Genomic DNA, 16,816 nt, shown 5'->3' on the forward strand with positions numbered 1-16,816 from the left:
ACAAGAGCTTCTATATGAATTTGGTTAATATATTCTTCAGGATTTAATAAAAATTCTATTTCCTGAAAGATATTACTGAGATATGGAGTTATTTTATTTTTAGGTATTTTTTGTATAAATTGTTTAGCTAATTCATATTGTTTGGTCGATCCTTTAAAATGCGTAATAATTGCTCTTCGGCTAATGACAATTTTCCTGTATTATTATAGGCTGCCGATAGATTATAACGGCAAAAATAGATGACTTTACTTTCCTGTTTTTGCTCATTGTTTACTAGCTTTGCTAGTCGTGGTTCAAGTAATGTTATTATTTCATCATATTTTTTGGTAGTAAGCAATATTTCAGAAAAAGAGCTTAAAATAGCAAAATCTTCTATATTTGCTAATTGTTTAATAATATCAGGTTGAAATTCAGGTTTTACAAATAATAGAATTTCTGCAATAAAATTTAGATATTTTTGATACCATTCTCCTTGAGTTTTAAGTAAATTTAAAACTATAGGTGCTGATTTAAGTGTATCTGTGGCTACTTCTTCCATTAATGAAATATTTTTTTCTATTACGGCTAAACGAAAAATATTTTCCTTAGCGATAAATTTATTGATAATTTTAGCAATAGGGTTAGAAGAATTAGAGCTAGGTTTGTATTCAAAAAATATTTCTACTTTAGAATTTTTATTAATTAAAGAATTATATTCACTAATCTCATAATCTTTAAATAACTCATGATTTTTAAGTTCTTCGTAACTGTAATTTTTTAATACACATTCCAATAGCTAATTTTGAGTTTTTTATTTCTTCAATAGTTTTTAAATAATCTTTTTTTATGTCAAAACTTCTAACTATTGTTGAGTATAATTCTATAGCTGTATTTAAGGTAATATTGTGAGTTTCAAGCGGTAACCATAAAATATGGTTATTTTCAGAAAAGTTAATAGAAGACTTTTTTGATTTCATATATAATGCCTAGTTATTTTTAACAAGGCATCATATTTTAACAAGGCATCATACATTAATTTAATTCTTAGTCAAAAAATTATTAATATTTTTTAATAATTACCCACCGAATTGCTCTTTAATAATTCTATCTTCCAGCGTATGGTTTTTATTAAAGAGCAGTTTGATAGGCTTATCCTTGGTAGATTTAACGGTAACATTTGTGATATTATTAAACTCCTGAAAGTCGGCAGTAGCATTTACCGGTCGTTTATTTGTATTAAGTATTTCAAATTTAATTGTAGCAGATGAAAGCAGTAAAGCACCGTGCCATCTACGCGGTCTAAAAGAGCAGATAGGGGTTAGGCATAGCATATTTGATTCAAGCGGTAAAATAGGACCGCCGGCAGATAAATTGTAAGCACTACTTCCGGCAGGCGTTGCAACTAAAGCTCCGTCTGCTACTAATTCGCTCATCCTCTCTATTTCGTTTACGTCTATTCTAAATTTAGCAGCTTGATTAGTTTTACGAAATATCGATACTTCGTTAATAGCAAGTGCGGTATATATTTGACCGCTTATATCTTCAGCTTGCATAAGAAGAGGATTTAGAATAGAAACTGTACTTTCATGTATATTTTGTAATAAATTCTTGGTATCTAAAGGATTCATTAAAAAGCCGAGACTTCCTAAATTAACTCCATAAAAAGGGATATTAAGATTCATATAGCGGTGAATATTATGTAGTAATTCTCCATCGCCGCCTATTACGATAATTGCTTCTGCTTCCTCTATTTTACAATAATTATAGAGTTTTTTTATTTCCTCTATAATAGTTAGATGTTTGGAATTTTGGTTATAAATCAATGCTATTTTATTTATATTCATTATATGAATTTTTTTTAAATATATAGACGCTTAACTAATAATAAGTTATAAGAATAAAGTAATAAAATAAATATTAAGTTAAATTATGTCATCATTCAACATCAAAAATCATAAAAATGATCTGCTATTTGTACCGCTAGGAGGATCTAATGAAATAGGTATGAATCTTAATCTTTTCCATTATAAAGGTAAATGGTTAATGATTGATTGCGGTAGCGGTTTTGCCGATGACTACTTACCTGGTGTTGATATGATAATTGCCGATAGTAGCTTTATAGAGAAATATAAAAAAGATATAGTAGGTCTGATTTTAACTCATGCTCACGAGGATCATTTAGGCGGTGTCCAATATTTATGGAATAGCCTTAAATGTCCTATTTATACTACTACTTTCACAGCAAATTTTTTAAAAATTCGTTTAAATGAATATGATTTTGCTAAAAATATAAAAATTCATGAAGTAAAACCGGGTAGTAAAATAAGTCTAGATCCTTTTTCCTTAGAGATGGTGCCGCTGACTCACTCGGCTCCTGAAATGCAAGCAATTATGATCCGTACGGATGCAGGTAATATTTTACATACGGGAGATTGGAAATTTGATAATGATCCGGTACTTGGGAAAAAAGCCGATGAGGAGCTTCTAAAATCTTATGGAGATGAAGGGGTTCTTGCACTTGTTTGTGATTCAACTAATGTGTTTAATAAAGGAAGCTCAGGTTCTGAGGGAGATGTTAGAAAAAGTTTAGTAGATATCATAGCCGGCTGCCCTCAAATGGTAGTAGTTTCAACCTTTGCCTCTAATTTAGCACGGCTTGATACGATAATTCATGCAGCTGAGCTTGCTGGTAGAAAAGTAGTCTTAACCGGTAGAAGTTTACACCGTATGATGCTTGCTGCTCAAGAAAGCGGCTATTTTAAAGATATTGCTCCTCTAATTAGTGAACATGACGTTAGTAGATTTAGAAGAGAAGAATTATTAGTAATTGCTACCGGTTGTCAGGGCGAACCTATGGCAGCAACCGCAAAATTGGCTAGTAATTCTCACCAATCTATAAAGCTTGCTCCTAAGGATACAATGATTTTTTCTTCAAAAATTATTCCGGGTAATGAAAAGAAAATATTCAGGCTATTTAATATATTTGTTAAAGCCGGTGTAGAAGTTATTACTGAGCGAGATCATTTTGTGCATGTTTCAGGTCATCCATCGATTGATGAGCTGCAAAAAATGTACTCTCTGATTAGACCGAATATCTGTATTCCAGTTCATGGCGAGCCGGTACATATTCATGAACATGTTAAGCTTGCTAAGAAAAACGGTATAAAACAGGCGGTAGAGGTTGAAAATGGTAGTGTAGTATTGCTTGAGTCCAATAATGCGAAAGTAATTTCAAAGGTTGAAAGCGGTTATTTAGCCGTTGACGGTAATTATTTGCTGCCCGTCGAATCCCCGATTTTTAAAGCTAGAAGACGTATGCGTGAGGCAGGTATCGTGGTAGCATCAGTAGTAATTAATAAAAAAGGGTTGCTTGCTGCAAACCCAATGCTGTCTATGCCGGGGCTGCTTGATCCGAAAGAGGATATGGCATTAGTTAACCTCATTAAAAACGATATTAAAGAACTTGTTACCATTCAAAATAAACAGGCTAAAAAAGCATTGTCGGATGAACAAGTAATCGAAGCAATAAAAGGAACAATCCGTAAAACCTTGAAACAGGAAATTAATAAATCCCCTGTGATAATAGTAAATCTTGAGAAAGCTGTGGAGTAGAGGAGTTGTAGATCGTTTTTTCCGTCATTGCGAGGAAAAATTGAAAATTTTGACGAAGCAATCTCAGGATATTTGACGAGATTGCCGCGTCGTTGCTAAAGCAACTCCTCGCAATGACGATTTGTGTATTGCGGGGTGACAAAGAAAAAATAAAATGAATAAATTTAAAAATATTGCGGTTTATGGAGGAGGGAGTTTTGGTACTAGTCTTGCTTCTTTAGTAGCACAAAACTGTAATAACGTTACTTTATTTTTACGTGACGAGGAAATAGCAAAAGAAATTTTACATAAAAAAACTAACATAAAATATTTAGGGGATATTAAATTACCTACTCATTTACAGGCTACTACAAACTTAGATATAATTAAGGATTTTGAACTAATTATTATTGCAGTGCCGTCTTACGCTTTTGATGACTCAATAAAATTATTAAAAACTCACGGCATTTCTAAAGACAATACTCTTCTAATCGCAACAAAAGGCTTTGCTCGTAACCCTACCGAATTATTTTCAGATAGGTTAGAAACTCTATTACCGCATAGCACTACAGCGTTTTTTGCAGGTCCGAATCTAGCGAAAGAACTAGCTAAAAATTTACCGGCTTCGGCAAGTATTGCAAGTTTAGATATAGATATAGCAAATAAGATAGCTTATAACCTAAGTTCAAAAATTTTTACTACTAATATGACAAGAGATATTGTGACATTACAGGTAGCAGGAGCATTGAAAAATATCTTTGCTATTAAAAGCGGAATTGATTTAGCAAGAGAGCAGGGCGAAAATGCAAGAGCAACGCTTATAGTAGCTGCCTTAAAAGAAATTGCTATTTTATCGAAAGCTTTAGGTGGTATGCAAGAGAGAGCAGATATATTAGACTTATTGGATAACGCAGCTAATAAGGAGGAATTTGTAGGAGACACTTCACCTCGCACCGCAGCGTACACTTTAGTACGTGAGGATGCGAGTACCGGATCGACGCACAAATTATCCTTAGAAGCAAGTTATGCAAGAGGTCTATTATTAGAGGCGGGAGTAGTAGGCGATTTAGTCCTTACTTGCTATTCTTTAGGCTCACGCAATACAAAATTCGGTTATGAGCTTGGAATTAGTAGTGATAAAAAGAAATTTTTACAAGAATATAAAGAGTTAGTAGAGGGAAGAGAAGCATTAAAATTAGTTTTGGATTTGATAAAAAAATATAATTTACGAATGCCTATAATTTCCGAAGTGGCTAACTATGTCATTCCTGCGTAGGTGTTGTTGTGTGGATATCACCCCGTCATTGCGAGGAAAATTATGAAGTAATTTGACGAAGCAATCTCATGCCAAAGTCCTGAGATTGCCGTGCTCCTTTTAGTCGCTCGCAATGACGATTGATTATAGCTACAGCATTCTCTTCATCTGTTCCTGCTCTAATTTTTCTTCTTTATCTAGTTTATTTAAAAATTCTTTATAAAAACCGTTTGTTATATACAAGTTCCATTTCGATATTTAATTCAGAAGATTCAAGTATGATTAAACATTCACCATCCTTGAAAGTAACCACTTTATCATTTTCTTCTTCTAAACTATATTTATCTTTTAAGATGTTATAAAACTCTTCAAATTTATTTTTATCTATAGTTAAGATAACGGCTTCTATTACATTAAAATCATTACATATTACTAAAGCTTTAGATATAGTTTTTTCATTTGGTTCTATATAATAATTATATCCTTGCCAATAATTAGGTTCTTTATTGATGATTTTGTATTTTTTTGTTAAATCTATATTGGTAGTTTTATTTAATTCAAGACCAAGCGGCATAGGATTAGAATAGGTATTTAAACAAAAAAATATAATTTAATAAGGGTAATAGATTTTGCATAAATATACTCGTTGAACCCCCAAAATTGGCTACGTCGTCTTTGTAAGTCCTAGGATGCTCACGTATTAAATATACGCTCCGCTCCTCGGCTTACTGACTCCTTTCTCTTTTTCAAGTTGAACTTCGTATCTCAACTCTTCATTTCACAGGAGTATATATAATATTAAACAACAAATCTTAAATACCATAATATTTATAATATTTCAATTAAAAGTTAATAAAATAAAAATCTTTACAAAATTTAGTGAAAAAAAATAAAACCTCATATATTATAAGTAATTATATCTTTAGCTCATTACATGATAATCTTTAGTATAGTTTTTTTTAAAACCGTTTCGGTATTATTAAGTGTAGTAATAGGATTCTTAGCAGGTAAATATTCAAATGTTGAAAGAGATAGTATCTCTTCGTTACTATTCTATTTTATATCACCTATAGTATTTTTTACGATACCTGCTAGTACAACCTTAACACTTTCGGCATTAAGTGTTACGGTCGTAACATTTGTAATTGCAACACTCTTATCGCTTTTTTCTTATTATTTTTTTGGTAAATTTTGGCAAGATCATACACGTAATATTATAGCTTTGTCTGCAGGTACGGCAAATGGCGGATATTTTATGTTGCCTATAGCTGCAGCACTTTTCGATGATTATACATTAAGTATTTATATGATGGCTGTTATAGGAGTTAATATTTATGAATGTTCCGTCGGCTTTTATATTTGTATGCGAAGTTTTGCTAATACCACCGATAGTATATTAAAAGTAGTAAAATTACCGATTTTAAACGCTTTTTTCTTGGGATGTTTATTTAGTTTTTGCGGTTTTACTTTACCGGATTTTTTAGATGATTTTATATATAATATGAAAGGTTCTTTTTCGATACTAGGTATGGTGATGGTGGGCCTTGCTCTTTCATCTCTACAAAAATTTGAAGTCGATATAAAATTTACTCTTGCTACGTTTGCTGCTAAATTTTTATTCTATCCTTTGGGAGTAGGGTTATTTATCATGTTTGATCATTTTGTAACAAAATGGTATAATAATGATTACTATAATGCTCTAAAACTACTTTCTACGGCACCACTCGCAGCAAATACTATAGTTATAGCGAATTTACAGAAATTTTATCCTGAGAAAGTTGCAGCTACCGTGTTTTTATCTTTGCTTTTTGTAGTTATATATATGCCGACAATGGTCAGTATATTTTTAAGTGACTTAAATTAATAACATGATGACAATGATTTTTTTGAAATTTATTCTAAATTGGTATTAATAGGTTCATATGAAAATTAATTCAATAAAAATTGGTCCCTATATTAATTTATTACCTCTTCAATATATACCGAAACATAAAATTTCTTATGTGGAATTCGGTGATCCTAAAAATAAAAATATAATAGTATGTGCTCACGGATTAACTAGAAATGCTCATGATTTTGATAAAATAGCTAAAGAGTTAAGTAAAAATTATAGAGTAATTTCAATAAATTATCCCGGTCGCAGTGATAGCGAAAATTTTAAAAAAGCTAATCATTATAATTATACTACCTATATTAAAGATACGTTATTCTTTTTTAAAAGACTAAATATTAAAAAACCTATTTGGCTCGGTACTTCAATGGGTGGTATTATAGGTATGGTACTTGCCAGTAAATATAAAAATATTTTTAAAGCCTTAATATTAAATGATATAGGGGCATTTATTGATGCCGCTCCTTTAATTAAAATTGGAGGTTATGCTAAAAAAACGATACTCTTAGATGATTTGGCTAGTGCAAAAGAACATTTAAAACTTATTTATGCCCAAATAGGTATTAAAGATGAAGAAGATTGGGATTATTTAACAAAATATAGCGTAATTTCTACATTTGGCGGAAAATATAAAATGAATTATGATCCTGCTATAACAAAAGGAATGAAAAATGCTAGTAATCAAGAAGATGTTAAACTATGGTCCGTATGGAATAAAATAAAATGTAGAATATTAGTAATTCATGGGATCAAATCTCAAATTTTAACAAAATCTACTGTTAAAAAGATGAAAGAAACAAAGACTTTTGATCTTTATGAAATAAAATATGCCGGTCATGCTCCTTCCCTAATGAATCCTGAAGAAATTAACTATATCAAATCTTGGTTAGAGAAGAAGTCTTGATGTCATTTCTGCGTGGATATCAAATCGTCATTGCGAGGAAATTGCATAGCAATTGACGAAGCAATCTCAGGAATTTGTTATTATTTCATGAGATTGCCACGCTTCCTACGGTCGCGGTGTTGTTGTATGGCTCAATTTTTTCGTCATTGCGAGGAAAAATTAAAAATTTTGACGAAGCAATCCAGTAAAAAATTCTGTAAATCAGAATTTTTTTATTATTTTTTCTGGATTGCCGCACGGTCTTCGACCGCTCGCAATGACGGCTTGGATATACATACAATAAAGTAAAGTCAAATCAAATAAACAACTAATAATTATGAAAATTACTACTAAAGTACTAATAATAGGTTCAGGTCCTGCGGGTCTAAGTGCCGCTATTTATACGGCTAGAGCCGCTCTAAAACCAATATTAATTAATGGTATGCAGCCAGGCGGGCAGCTTACAATTACCACCGATGTTGAGAATTATCCCGGATTTGCGGAAACGGTGCAAGGACCTTGGCTTATGGAACAAATGTCTATGCAGGCTAAAAATGTCGGTACAGAAATTATTAGTGATTACGTGGAAAAAGTGGATTTATCAAAAAGACCTTTTAAAGTATTTACCGGAGCTGGGAATGAGTATGAAGCAGAAAGTATAATCATCTGTACCGGTGCGGAAGCAAAATGGCTTGGTATAGCTTCAGAGCAGGAATTTCGTGGTTTTGGTGTTTCGGCATGTGCTACTTGCGATGGTTTCTTTTTTAAGAATCAAGAAATAGTTGTAGTAGGGGGAGGAAATAGTGCAGTAGAAGAAGCTTTATACTTAACCAATCATGCTAGCAAAGTTACTATAATACATAGAAGAGATAGTTTTAGAGCTGAGAAAATATTACAGGATCGATTATTTAAAAACCCTAAAATATCGGTAATTTGGGATCATGTAGTAGATGAGATTGTAGGTAGCGATAAACCAAAATCCGTTACCGGAGTTAAAATTCAAAATGTCCACACCAAAGAGGTTAGTTTAGTGAATTGTAGAGGTGTATTTATAGCTATCGGGCATGCACCGAATACGGGGCTATTTACCGGACAAATTGCAATGGATGACGATAATTATATCATCACGAAGTCAGGTACAACTAAAACTAGCGTAGAAGGGGTTTTTGCTGCTGGTGACGTTCAGGATAAAATTTATAGACAAGCAGTAACTGCAGCAGGAACAGGCTGCATGGCTGCACTCGAAGCAGAGAAATTTTTGAATAAATAATAAAATTCCTAAAAAAAAGACATAATCATATAAAAATTCATTAATTTTTTTTAATAAATTCTTGTATTAAAAATTATAGCAATATAATCTTTCTTTCTAATTTTATAAAATAGAGAGGAATTATGCCTACACAGCACTTAACTTCAGAGAAAAAATGGGAAATTTTTTTAAAAGCTATAGGAGCAGAAATAGGAGTTACAAAGGTAACTGATAATAAAGTTATTTTTAAAACAACTTCTAATGACTTAGAACATTTTCGTACATTATTAGCATCCCCTGATGAATTAAAGAAGAATGTGATACATGCTTTATTTAAGGATAATAAGGAGAATATAGTAGAATCTGAACTATATATGCGGATACTTCAGATATAGAAATAGGAGAGTTATTTTATAAGCTAGTAGATGGTGATCTTATAACAGAGTATGGTTTGTCTAAAATTTTAGAAACAATAAGGTTAGAAGCTGAATTTAATAAAGAATTATTAACTGCTTATCAAAAATTTTAACAGGTGAAGCAACACCGGCTACAGATTATACCTATCCACTTACTGAATTTTCTAAATTAATATCACAAATTATTTCTCATAAAGAAAATAATAGCTTAACTTTTACTCTAAATAACGGTGCAGTAATGCAAGCCGTTCAAGCTTATAAAGTTGACGGTAAACCACCTATTATCGCTTCTAATTTGGAATGCGGATTTATCCTTGATAAGCAGTATTTATTAAAATATTTATTTCCGATATTTAATGGTTTTGTCTGGCAGAAAGACGATAAATTTCCTATTATGTTTTCTTCTAAAGACCCGGAATATCTAAATACTAATAATAACTTTATTAATAGATATTAGATAGTATGAAATATACTTTTAGTGATTATAAAAGTAATATACAAAAGATACTAGCTAAATTAGTTGAGATCCCTAATTGGAAAATTAATATAGTTTCATTTAATGATCAATCTAGAATGGAATCTTTTTCTGATAAGGAAAATTCTATTGAAGATATTAAGAAATATGTAGAAACGTTAAATTCAATTTAATATGTATGCGGTAGGCTTTGGTGAGAACTACAATAAAGAATTTTTTGAAGAAATTGCAATGCGTGGAGGATTTACTCATATTAGTATCCGAGCGGCATGAAACAGCTTGAGCAATATATTGACAATATTGAGCAAAAGGTGGTTATTTGGAAAATATTAGGAGAACAATTAAATTTGATAACACGAGTACAAGAAGGTGATGTTTTTATTGGAGATAAAGTAGATACTGATAAAGAAATTACGTTCTCTAAAGACGGTAAACAATTCACGATTGGAGTAGAGGAGTTTGATACAAATATTGCCGGCGTAGTAAGAAGTTGTTACGATGAAGTAGCTTAATTATTATATTTTTCTTGCTAGTATTACCGGATAATTTTAAGATTAGAAAAGTACTATATGTCATTTCTGTGCAGCATTGTTGTATAGCTCGAATCGTCATTGCGAGGAGCGAAGCGACGTGGCAATCCAGGAAAATAATTAAAAAAATTCTGATTTACAGAATTTTTTTACTGGATTGCTTCGTCGAAACTTGTAGTTTCTTCTCGCAATGACGGAGTGGTATCCACGCAGGCAACGCTTGTGTTCGCTTGCAATGACGATTTTAGTATCCGCACAATAATACCAATAGGAAATTTATGAACTTACTTAAAAATATTACGGGAAAGAATTATATAAACGGTGAATTTGTAGAATTTGGGAAGCAAATATCCATTATTAATCCTTCAACCTTAAAAGAAATCGCTACAGTTCCGAATTTAGGATTATCTGAGATTAATTCAGCAATTAATAATACGGTGCAAACTTTTTCTTCATGGTCACAAAGTTCATTTGAAGAAAGAATAGCGATTCTTAGAAAATGGTATAATTTAGTAATCGAAAATATTGATGAGTTAAGTCATATATTAACACTAGAGCAGGGTAAAGTACTCTCTGAATCCAAAAAAGAAATTCTATACGGAGCATCTTTTATTGATTGGTATACATATGTTATACATAATATTCACGGGACTATTAAACCAGGCAGTAGTAAAGCTCATAAAATTGTTACGCAATATGAGCCGGTAGGACCTGTTGCTGCTATAACTCCTTGGAATTTTCCAAATGCAATGATTACTCGTAAGGTAGTACCTGCAATAGCTGCGGGTTGTAGCGTTATATTAAAACCGTCAAGCCTTACGCCTCTATCAGCTTTAATACTTGCGAAATTTGCAAGCGATGCCGGTTTGCCCGCCGGAGTATTTAACGTGATTACCGGTGATTCGGATGTTATAGGTAAGGCTTTTTGCGAAGATTTTAGGCTTCGGAAATTATCATTTACCGGTTCTACAAATGTCGGTAAAATTCTATATCAAAATGCTGCAAATACTCTAAAACGTTTATCTTTGGAACTTGGCGGCAATGCTCCTTTCATTATAACGGCAGATAATAATTTAGAGAAAGTAGCAAGTGATTTAGTAATCGCTAAAACTAGAAATAGAGGGCAGTCTTGTACTTCACCCAATAGGATATTTATAGAAGAATCTATATATGAAAAATTTATAGAAATTCTAAAGGCTAAATTTACTAAGCTTAAATCTGGTGACGGATTTGATAAAGCATCAGATATAGGTCCGTTAATTAACTCTGCTGCCATAGAAAAAATACAAAAGCTACTCGCTGATGCACAAAATAAAGGAGCTAAATTAATTTGCGGCGGTAAAGCTGTTGATAATTTTATTGAGCCTACTATTATTATTGACTGTTTGGATAATATGGATATCTTTAGAACAGAAATATTCGGTCCGGTGGTTGCGTGCTATAAATTTAAAGATTTGGATGAAGTAATAGAACGTGCAAATAATACCGAATACGGCTTGCAAGGATATGTATATTCAAATAATATATCTGTGGCACAAATGATAGCAACTAGGCTTGATTTTGGTATGGTTTCAATTAATAACCCATTGCCCGGAAATGCAAAAGCACCTTTTGCAGGGCGTAAAGCTTCAGGCTTTGGAGTTGAAGGCTCATTTGAAGGGATATTTGAATATCTAAATACGAAATATATAAATTTACAGAATTAAGAATGCCCGCATGGTTTCTTTTATGTCATTCCTGCGAGGTATTGTTGCGTGTATCAATTTCACCTCTGTCATCTCCCGTGGCTTGACCACGGTATGACAATGAAATAATAATTATGAATAAAAATTATGCCTGTTCCTATAAATGATATTGAAAGAAAAATTGAAGAAATTAGCCTTATACTTGATAATTATGAATCGCTTTGTTTAATAATAGGTAAAGAAAAAGTAAATCACCACTTACACATAACATCTAATAATCTTGCTGAATTGTTAGATAAAAAGATACCGCTTTCAATTGAATATTTTGATCCTATAGTACGACTAATTGAACAATTTTAATAAGATTGAAATCATAATACCTCAAGAGCTTAATAATGCTTTATGTAATACATTATTAAACTTTGAACATAATTATTATTCCGACGAATTACAAGAAACCGTAATTCAATATATAGAAAAACTTGATATTCTAGGGGTGGATGCATACTAACACTCTAAAAATCTCAATAGTTTTACCGGTTTATAATAGGGAGAAGCTATTACCTTTTGCTATTGAGAGCTGCCTTAATCAAAGCTTTAAAGACTTTGAGCTTATTATTATTGATGATTGCTCAAAAGATAGTAGCGTTATAGTAGCTAGGAAATATGCAGAGCAGGATTCACGTATTAAGGTAATAGTAAACGAGACCAATAAAAAATTACCGGCAAGTTTGAATGTTGCTTTTAAAGAGGCCAAGGGGGAGTATTTTACTTGGACTTCAGATGATAATCTTTTCCATGAAAATGCTTTAGAAAAAATGGTTAAGACACTTGATAATTCACCTGAGATAGGGCTTGTATATACTGATTATACTTTAATCGATGAGCAAGGTAGTATAGGTGCAAGACTTTATCAAGAACCGCCTGAGTTTTTACCGATTAGAGATTGTGTCGGTGCATGTTTCTTATATAGAGCCGATTTAGCAAGACAAATAGGGGGATATAATGAAAATATGCAGTTGGTGGATGATTATGAATATTGGCTTCGTTTTGGACTTGTTACGAAATTTGCTCATATACCGGAATCTTTATATTTCTACCGAGTACATGATCAAAGCTTAACAATAGAGCGTAAAGCCGAGGCAAAACATGCAAAAAGAGCTTTGAAAGAATTATTCAAAGATAAATATATTATTCCTGCTGAGATTAAACCTATAAATGATTTATATAATTGGTTTATTGAAGATAGAAATTTAAGCTCTTATTTTAGGTTATTTAAAATAATTATTTGTAGTCCGATAATTACTATTTCTTATATTATTAAAAATCTGAAAAGAATTAGGTGATATTTTAGAATAGTGTCATACCGTGGCGGCATTGTTGCGTGGATATCAAATCGTCATTGCGAGGAGCGAAGCGACGCGGCAATCCAGAAAAAATAACAAAAAAATTCTGATTTACAGAATTTTTTTGTTATTTTTTCTGGATTGCTTCGTCAATTGCTATGCAATTTCCTCGCAATGACGGAAAACCGAGCCACGGGATGACAACCAATTTACAACACCTTTAAAAACAAATGCAAAATCAAGATTTCATACATACATTAAATCCACAACAGCAAAAAGCAGTTCTTCATACTGAAGGACCGCTTTTATTGCTTGCAGGTGCAGGGACAGGTAAAACAAAAGTACTTACCTCAAGAATAGCTAATATTATTCACCAAAATTTAGCCTCACCTCAAAATATTCTAGCCGTTACTTTTACTAATAAAGCTGCTAAAGAAATGGCTGAAAGAGTTAACACTCTAATTAATTGCTACGGTCTTAATATAGGCACTTTCCACTCAATGGCAGCTAGGATATTACGTGACCAAATTGAGCATTTAAATCTTGGTTTAAATAATAGATTTACTATTATTAGTCATGATGATCAATTAAAACTAGTTAAGGATATAGTAAAACTAAAAGATATTGATACTAAAAAATATGCTCCTAAATTAATACATATCATAATTTCGAGATGGAAAGATCAAGGATTATTACCAAGTAAATTATCAGCATCAGATACTAATTTACCGCTGCAGAGGGTGGCAAAACTTGTATACGAAGAATATCAGAAAAATTTACTTATTTCTAATGTTTTAGATTTTGGAGATTTGCTACTTTATAATAATGAGCTTTTTATTAAAAATCCTGAAATACTAAGATATTACCAGGAAAAATATCGATATATTTTAATCGATGAATATCAAGACACTAACGTTGTCCAGTATTTATGGGCAAGAATGCTCGCAAGTTTATATAAAAATATTTGCTGTGTAGGGGATGATGATCAATCTATCTATGGTTGGCGAGGAGCGGAAGTCGGTAATATATTACGCTTTGAAAAAGATTTTGCAGGTGCAACGATTATTAAATTAGAGCAGAATTATAGATCAACTTTGCCAATACTTGCTGCTGCTTCCAATGTTATTAATAATAATAAAAACCGTCACGGTAAAACGTTATGGACGGATAGGGAAAGCGGTGAAAAGATAAAAATTATCTCTTGTTGGAGTGATAAAGAAGAAGCAAGATATATAGCCGGCGAAATAGATAAATTAGTGAGAGAAGACCGATATAATGCCGGCAATATTGCAATATTAGTACGAGCTGGATTTCAAACAAGAAGTTTTGAGGAAGCGTTTATAAATAGTGCTATGCCTTATAAAATTATAGGCGGTTTGCGGTTCTATGAACGTATGGAAATAAGAGACGTGCTTGCTTATATCCGTATATCTTTAAATCAAAATGACAATCTAGCACTTGAGCGTATTATAAATGTGCCGAAAAGGGCAATAGGTGCAGCTAGCTTAAATAAAATTAGAGTCTATGCACTTGAGCGAAATATTTCTAATTTCGCAGCCATTAAAGAAATGCTAGAAATGGGCGAGATTAAAGCAAAATCATATGAAACTCTAAAAGATTTGGTTACTAAAATCGATAATTGGCACGAAAGATTTAGTATAGATGCTCCAATAAACGTGGTTAAAGCAATACTTGATGATTCCGGTTATCTTGAAATGCTTCAAGAAGAAAAAACCGAAGAAGCATTCGGTAGAATCGAAAATATTAACGAAATGCTTAGAGCTATTGCCGAATTTAACGATGTTCATGATTTTATCGAACATTCAAGTTTAGTTATGGAAAACGAAGTGCTTGAAACTAATTACGGTGGCTCTGTTACTATAATGACCCTGCACGCAGCTAAAGGGCTTGAGTTTGACGTAGTGTTTTTACCGGGATGGGAAGAGGGGGTATTTCCGTCTCAAAGGTCTCTAGACGAAGACGGCGAAAAAGGCTTAGAAGAAGAACGCCGCATTGCTTATGTCGGTATTACGAGAGCTAAAAAAGACCTCTACATTACCCACGCTGAAAGCCGAAAAATATTTTATGAAATAGTCCGCTCTTACCCTTCAAGGTTCATAACCGAAATCCCTGATGAAATTACGATCAGGACCTCTTCTATGAAAAAATACAATTCTTTTTATAAGTTTTAATTAATTTTCATTCATAAATTTTAAAATGGTTTGCATACTTTAACTAATTATTATCTAATTTAATTGATAGACTTCTTACATAACTTGCTTCTAAGGGTAATTTGTACGTCGATCCGGTACTCGAATCTTCACGTACTAAATGTACGCTGCGGTTCGAGGTGAAGTGTCTCCTTCAAATTCCTCCTTATTAGCTACGTTAGACAAGAAGTCTAAAATAATAAATTAATAGAGGAAATGATATGGCTAAAGATGTTAATAAGCCTGAAGGAAATCGCCAGGCTCCATTAAGTACAGAAGAATTATATAATAAATTTTTAGACAATATAAGTAGCATTGATAGTAAATTTAATACTCAAAGTAAATTTTTTAAAGATACTTCTACTCCTCTTAACTATGTTGCCGCTACTAGACAAAATATTTTTACTGCAATAGAGTCGCAGTTTGCTCCTTTTAGTACTAATTATTTATCAAATGATGTAGTGCAATCTTTAACTGACACTATATATAACACTCATGATGAAGTAACTAAATTAATTTCGTCGGAAGAGGAAAAAGAAAAATATAGCTTTGCAAATGCTAAAAATGAAGCTGCTTTAAAAGGTTTTGCCATAGATTTAAGTGCGTCTCAAGTAGAGCAGATGAAAGACGAAAAACGTAATGGTTTAAGCGAAGATGAAGTGATGGATATTAAAAAACCACTAGAAAAAGCTATGTTAGAATTAGCTAACCAAAAAATATCTAAAGAACAATATAGAGAGAAATTAATAGATAAAACATTAGATAACCTAAAAAAGAATACTTCAGAAACGAAATTAGATAATTACAGAAAATTTCTTACTAAAAATACTACTCCTAAGCTTGATAAACAAGAGCAAATTAATGATCCAAAACAATTAGAAGCATTAACACAAGAAGCATTAAAGATAGCTGAATTTTTTAAAATTACTTTTCAAACAAATGAAAAAAGAAGCAAGAGCTTTATCGTCTATTAATGAGTTAGGAGTAAATGAACCTAATATAATTAAAACTTTATTACCGGCAATAAGTAAACTACCGCCTGAAAAAATGACAGAGCAAGGTAGAGAAATTATTAAGAATTTTGTCCCATTGCTTGAGAGCAATAATCCTGCACTTGTTAACGGTACTAAAAAAGTACTATCAGAGCTAGAACCTGGATATTTAACTGAACACGGAAAAGGAGAAGGTATAGCATTAGAATTACAAAGAGTAGCCAAACCTAAGCTATGGCAAAGAATAGTAAGTGCTATTACCGATACGGATTATGCTCAAAAAATATAGATAAAGCAGTCGCTAACTTTAAAGA

The 16,816-nt window shown here is 32.1% G+C and carries 21 protein-coding genes and 1 pseudogene; 17 read left to right on the forward strand and 5 right to left on the reverse strand.

Annotated elements, in window-relative coordinates:
• Positions 1 to 127 precede the first annotated feature (127 nt).
• From BN1174_RS12005 to BN1174_RS07315, 3 genes are all read right to left on the reverse strand, one after another.
• Positions 128 to 772, reverse strand: a complete 645-nt coding sequence (locus tag BN1174_RS12005) for a hypothetical protein (protein WP_231555849.1) — start codon at positions 770 to 772, stop codon at positions 128 to 130.
• Positions 732 to 956, reverse strand: a complete 225-nt coding sequence (locus tag BN1174_RS07310) for a hypothetical protein (RefSeq protein WP_040257695.1) — start codon at positions 954 to 956, stop codon at positions 732 to 734. The genes BN1174_RS12005 and BN1174_RS07310 overlap by 41 nt, the downstream gene beginning before the upstream one ends.
• A gap of 99 nt (positions 957 to 1,055) precedes the next feature.
• A complete protein-coding gene (locus tag BN1174_RS07315; protein WP_040257697.1) occupies positions 1,056 to 1,823 on the reverse strand; it encodes an NAD kinase in 768 nt (255 codons plus the stop codon).
• Between the two features lie 85 nt (positions 1,824 to 1,908).
• Between BN1174_RS07315 and BN1174_RS07320 the strand changes: the two genes are divergently transcribed.
• Together BN1174_RS07320 and BN1174_RS07325 are read left to right on the forward strand one after the other, a co-directional pair.
• Entirely contained in the window at positions 1,909 to 3,591 is a 1,683-nt protein-coding gene (locus BN1174_RS07320) for a ribonuclease J (protein WP_040257699.1), read from the forward strand.
• A 154-nt stretch (positions 3,592 to 3,745) separates the two neighbouring features.
• The gene (locus tag BN1174_RS07325) at positions 3,746 to 4,846 is read left to right on the forward strand and encodes an NAD(P)H-dependent glycerol-3-phosphate dehydrogenase (RefSeq protein ID WP_040257701.1); all 1,101 of its coding nucleotides are present in this window, start codon (positions 3,746 to 3,748) and stop codon (positions 4,844 to 4,846) included.
• A 196-nt stretch (positions 4,847 to 5,042) separates the two neighbouring features.
• On the opposite strand, the gene BN1174_RS11040 is transcribed toward BN1174_RS07325, so the two are convergent.
• Positions 5,043 to 5,399 carry a hypothetical protein gene (locus BN1174_RS11040; protein WP_197062093.1) on the reverse strand — a complete coding sequence of 119 codons (357 nt, stop codon included), beginning with the start codon at positions 5,397 to 5,399 and terminating at the stop codon, positions 5,043 to 5,045.
• A gap of 360 nt (positions 5,400 to 5,759) precedes the next feature.
• Here BN1174_RS11040 and BN1174_RS07335 point away from each other — a divergent pair, with 360 nt between their 5' ends.
• From BN1174_RS07335 to pcrA, 13 genes are all read left to right on the forward strand, one after another.
• Positions 5,760 to 6,689 carry an AEC family transporter gene (locus tag BN1174_RS07335; protein ID WP_011271009.1) on the forward strand — a complete coding sequence of 310 codons (930 nt, stop codon included), beginning with the start codon at positions 5,760 to 5,762 and terminating at the stop codon, positions 6,687 to 6,689.
• A 58-nt stretch (positions 6,690 to 6,747) separates the two neighbouring features.
• Entirely contained in the window at positions 6,748 to 7,620 is an 873-nt protein-coding gene (locus BN1174_RS07340; protein WP_040257704.1) for an alpha/beta fold hydrolase, read from the forward strand.
• Between the two features lie 30 nt (positions 7,621 to 7,650).
• Positions 7,651 to 7,908, forward strand: a complete 258-nt coding sequence (locus tag BN1174_RS11045) for a hypothetical protein (RefSeq protein WP_197062064.1) — start codon at positions 7,651 to 7,653, stop codon at positions 7,906 to 7,908.
• Positions 7,909 to 7,936: 28 nt separating this feature from the next.
• Positions 7,937 to 8,869 carry a thioredoxin-disulfide reductase gene (trxB, locus tag BN1174_RS07345; RefSeq protein WP_040257706.1) on the forward strand — a complete coding sequence of 311 codons (933 nt, stop codon included), beginning with the start codon at positions 7,937 to 7,939 and terminating at the stop codon, positions 8,867 to 8,869.
• A gap of 122 nt (positions 8,870 to 8,991) precedes the next feature.
• Entirely contained in the window at positions 8,992 to 9,243 is a 252-nt protein-coding gene (locus BN1174_RS07350) for a hypothetical protein (RefSeq protein ID WP_045812427.1), read from the forward strand.
• Between the two features lie 259 nt (positions 9,244 to 9,502).
• Entirely contained in the window at positions 9,503 to 9,721 is a 219-nt protein-coding gene (locus tag BN1174_RS07355; RefSeq protein ID WP_040257708.1) for a hypothetical protein, read from the forward strand.
• 5 nt (positions 9,722 to 9,726) lie between these two features.
• Entirely contained in the window at positions 9,727 to 9,912 is a 186-nt protein-coding gene (locus BN1174_RS07360; protein ID WP_040257711.1) for a hypothetical protein, read from the forward strand.
• A gap of 96 nt (positions 9,913 to 10,008) precedes the next feature.
• Complete coding sequence (locus tag BN1174_RS07365; protein ID WP_040257713.1) at positions 10,009 to 10,251, forward strand: hypothetical protein; 243 nt, start codon at positions 10,009 to 10,011, stop codon at positions 10,249 to 10,251.
• Positions 10,252 to 10,547: 296 nt separating this feature from the next.
• Complete coding sequence (locus tag BN1174_RS07370; protein ID WP_040257714.1) at positions 10,548 to 11,975, forward strand: NAD-dependent succinate-semialdehyde dehydrogenase; 1,428 nt, start codon at positions 10,548 to 10,550, stop codon at positions 11,973 to 11,975.
• 126 nt (positions 11,976 to 12,101) lie between these two features.
• Positions 12,102 to 12,314: a hypothetical protein gene (locus BN1174_RS12020; RefSeq protein ID WP_231555850.1), complete on the forward strand. Its 213-nt coding sequence runs from the start codon at positions 12,102 to 12,104 to the stop codon at positions 12,312 to 12,314.
• Positions 12,301 to 12,465: a hypothetical protein gene (locus BN1174_RS12025; RefSeq protein ID WP_231555851.1), complete on the forward strand. Its 165-nt coding sequence runs from the start codon at positions 12,301 to 12,303 to the stop codon at positions 12,463 to 12,465. The genes BN1174_RS12020 and BN1174_RS12025 overlap by 14 nt, the downstream gene beginning before the upstream one ends.
• Positions 12,455 to 13,300, forward strand: a complete 846-nt coding sequence (locus BN1174_RS07380; protein ID WP_040257717.1) for a glycosyltransferase — start codon at positions 12,455 to 12,457, stop codon at positions 13,298 to 13,300. Before BN1174_RS12025 ends, BN1174_RS07380 begins: the two co-directional genes overlap by 11 nt.
• A 230-nt stretch (positions 13,301 to 13,530) precedes the next feature.
• Positions 13,531 to 15,492, forward strand: a complete 1,962-nt coding sequence (pcrA, locus tag BN1174_RS07385) for a DNA helicase PcrA (RefSeq protein WP_040257718.1) — start codon at positions 13,531 to 13,533, stop codon at positions 15,490 to 15,492.
• A gap of 61 nt (positions 15,493 to 15,553) precedes the next feature.
• Here the strand turns inward: pcrA and BN1174_RS09300 are convergent.
• Positions 15,554 to 15,705 (reverse strand): annotated as a pseudogene (locus BN1174_RS09300) (palindromic element RPE1 domain-containing protein); the annotation flags it as partial.
• 26 nt (positions 15,706 to 15,731) lie between these two features.
• Between BN1174_RS09300 and BN1174_RS12030 the strand changes: the two are divergent.
• Positions 15,732 to 16,484 (forward strand): hypothetical protein, encoded by a 753-nt coding sequence (locus BN1174_RS12030; RefSeq protein WP_231555852.1) that lies wholly within the window; start codon positions 15,732 to 15,734, stop codon positions 16,482 to 16,484.
• Entirely contained in the window at positions 16,450 to 16,791 is a 342-nt protein-coding gene (locus BN1174_RS12035; protein ID WP_231555853.1) for a hypothetical protein, read from the forward strand. Before BN1174_RS12030 ends, BN1174_RS12035 begins: the two co-directional genes overlap by 35 nt.
• Positions 16,792 to 16,816 lie beyond the last annotated feature (25 nt).

Source organism: Rickettsia hoogstraalii (assembly GCF_000825685.1).
Classification (GTDB): Bacteria; Pseudomonadota; Alphaproteobacteria; order Rickettsiales; family Rickettsiaceae; genus Rickettsia; species Rickettsia hoogstraalii.

Excerpts from the sequence above, each read along its gene's own strand:
- BN1174_RS12035 (WP_231555853.1), top strand. The coding sequence starts at position 16,450 with ATGAAAAAAGAAGCAAGAGCTTTATCGTCTATTAATGAGTTAGGAGTA.
- BN1174_RS07340 (WP_040257704.1), top strand. The coding sequence starts at position 6,748 with ATGAAAATTAATTCAATAAAAATTGGTCCCTATATTAATTTATTACCT.
- BN1174_RS07320 (WP_040257699.1), top strand. The coding sequence starts at position 1,909 with ATGTCATCATTCAACATCAAAAATCATAAAAATGATCTGCTATTTGTA.
- BN1174_RS12030 (WP_231555852.1), top strand. The coding sequence starts at position 15,732 with ATGGCTAAAGATGTTAATAAGCCTGAAGGAAATCGCCAGGCTCCATTA.
- pcrA (WP_040257718.1), top strand. The coding sequence starts at position 13,531 with ATGCAAAATCAAGATTTCATACATACATTAAATCCACAACAGCAAAAA.
- BN1174_RS07335 (WP_011271009.1), top strand. The coding sequence starts at position 5,760 with ATGATAATCTTTAGTATAGTTTTTTTTAAAACCGTTTCGGTATTATTA.
- BN1174_RS07325 (WP_040257701.1), top strand. The coding sequence starts at position 3,746 with ATGAATAAATTTAAAAATATTGCGGTTTATGGAGGAGGGAGTTTTGGT.
- trxB (WP_040257706.1), top strand. The coding sequence starts at position 7,937 with ATGAAAATTACTACTAAAGTACTAATAATAGGTTCAGGTCCTGCGGGT.
- BN1174_RS07380 (WP_040257717.1), top strand. The coding sequence starts at position 12,455 with ATGCATACTAACACTCTAAAAATCTCAATAGTTTTACCGGTTTATAAT.
- BN1174_RS07315 (WP_040257697.1), bottom strand. The coding sequence starts at position 1,823 with ATGAATATAAATAAAATAGCATTGATTTATAACCAAAATTCCAAACAT.
- BN1174_RS07355 (WP_040257708.1), top strand. The coding sequence starts at position 9,503 with ATGCAAGCCGTTCAAGCTTATAAAGTTGACGGTAAACCACCTATTATC.
- BN1174_RS07360 (WP_040257711.1), top strand. The coding sequence starts at position 9,727 with ATGAAATATACTTTTAGTGATTATAAAAGTAATATACAAAAGATACTA.
- BN1174_RS11040 (WP_197062093.1), bottom strand. The coding sequence starts at position 5,399 with ATGCCGCTTGGTCTTGAATTAAATAAAACTACCAATATAGATTTAACA.
- BN1174_RS07310 (WP_040257695.1), bottom strand. The coding sequence starts at position 956 with ATGAAATCAAAAAAGTCTTCTATTAACTTTTCTGAAAATAACCATATT.
- BN1174_RS07370 (WP_040257714.1), top strand. The coding sequence starts at position 10,548 with ATGAACTTACTTAAAAATATTACGGGAAAGAATTATATAAACGGTGAA.
- BN1174_RS12020 (WP_231555850.1), top strand. The coding sequence starts at position 12,102 with ATGCCTGTTCCTATAAATGATATTGAAAGAAAAATTGAAGAAATTAGC.
- BN1174_RS07365 (WP_040257713.1), top strand. The coding sequence starts at position 10,009 with ATGAAACAGCTTGAGCAATATATTGACAATATTGAGCAAAAGGTGGTT.
- BN1174_RS07350 (WP_045812427.1), top strand. The coding sequence starts at position 8,992 with ATGCCTACACAGCACTTAACTTCAGAGAAAAAATGGGAAATTTTTTTA.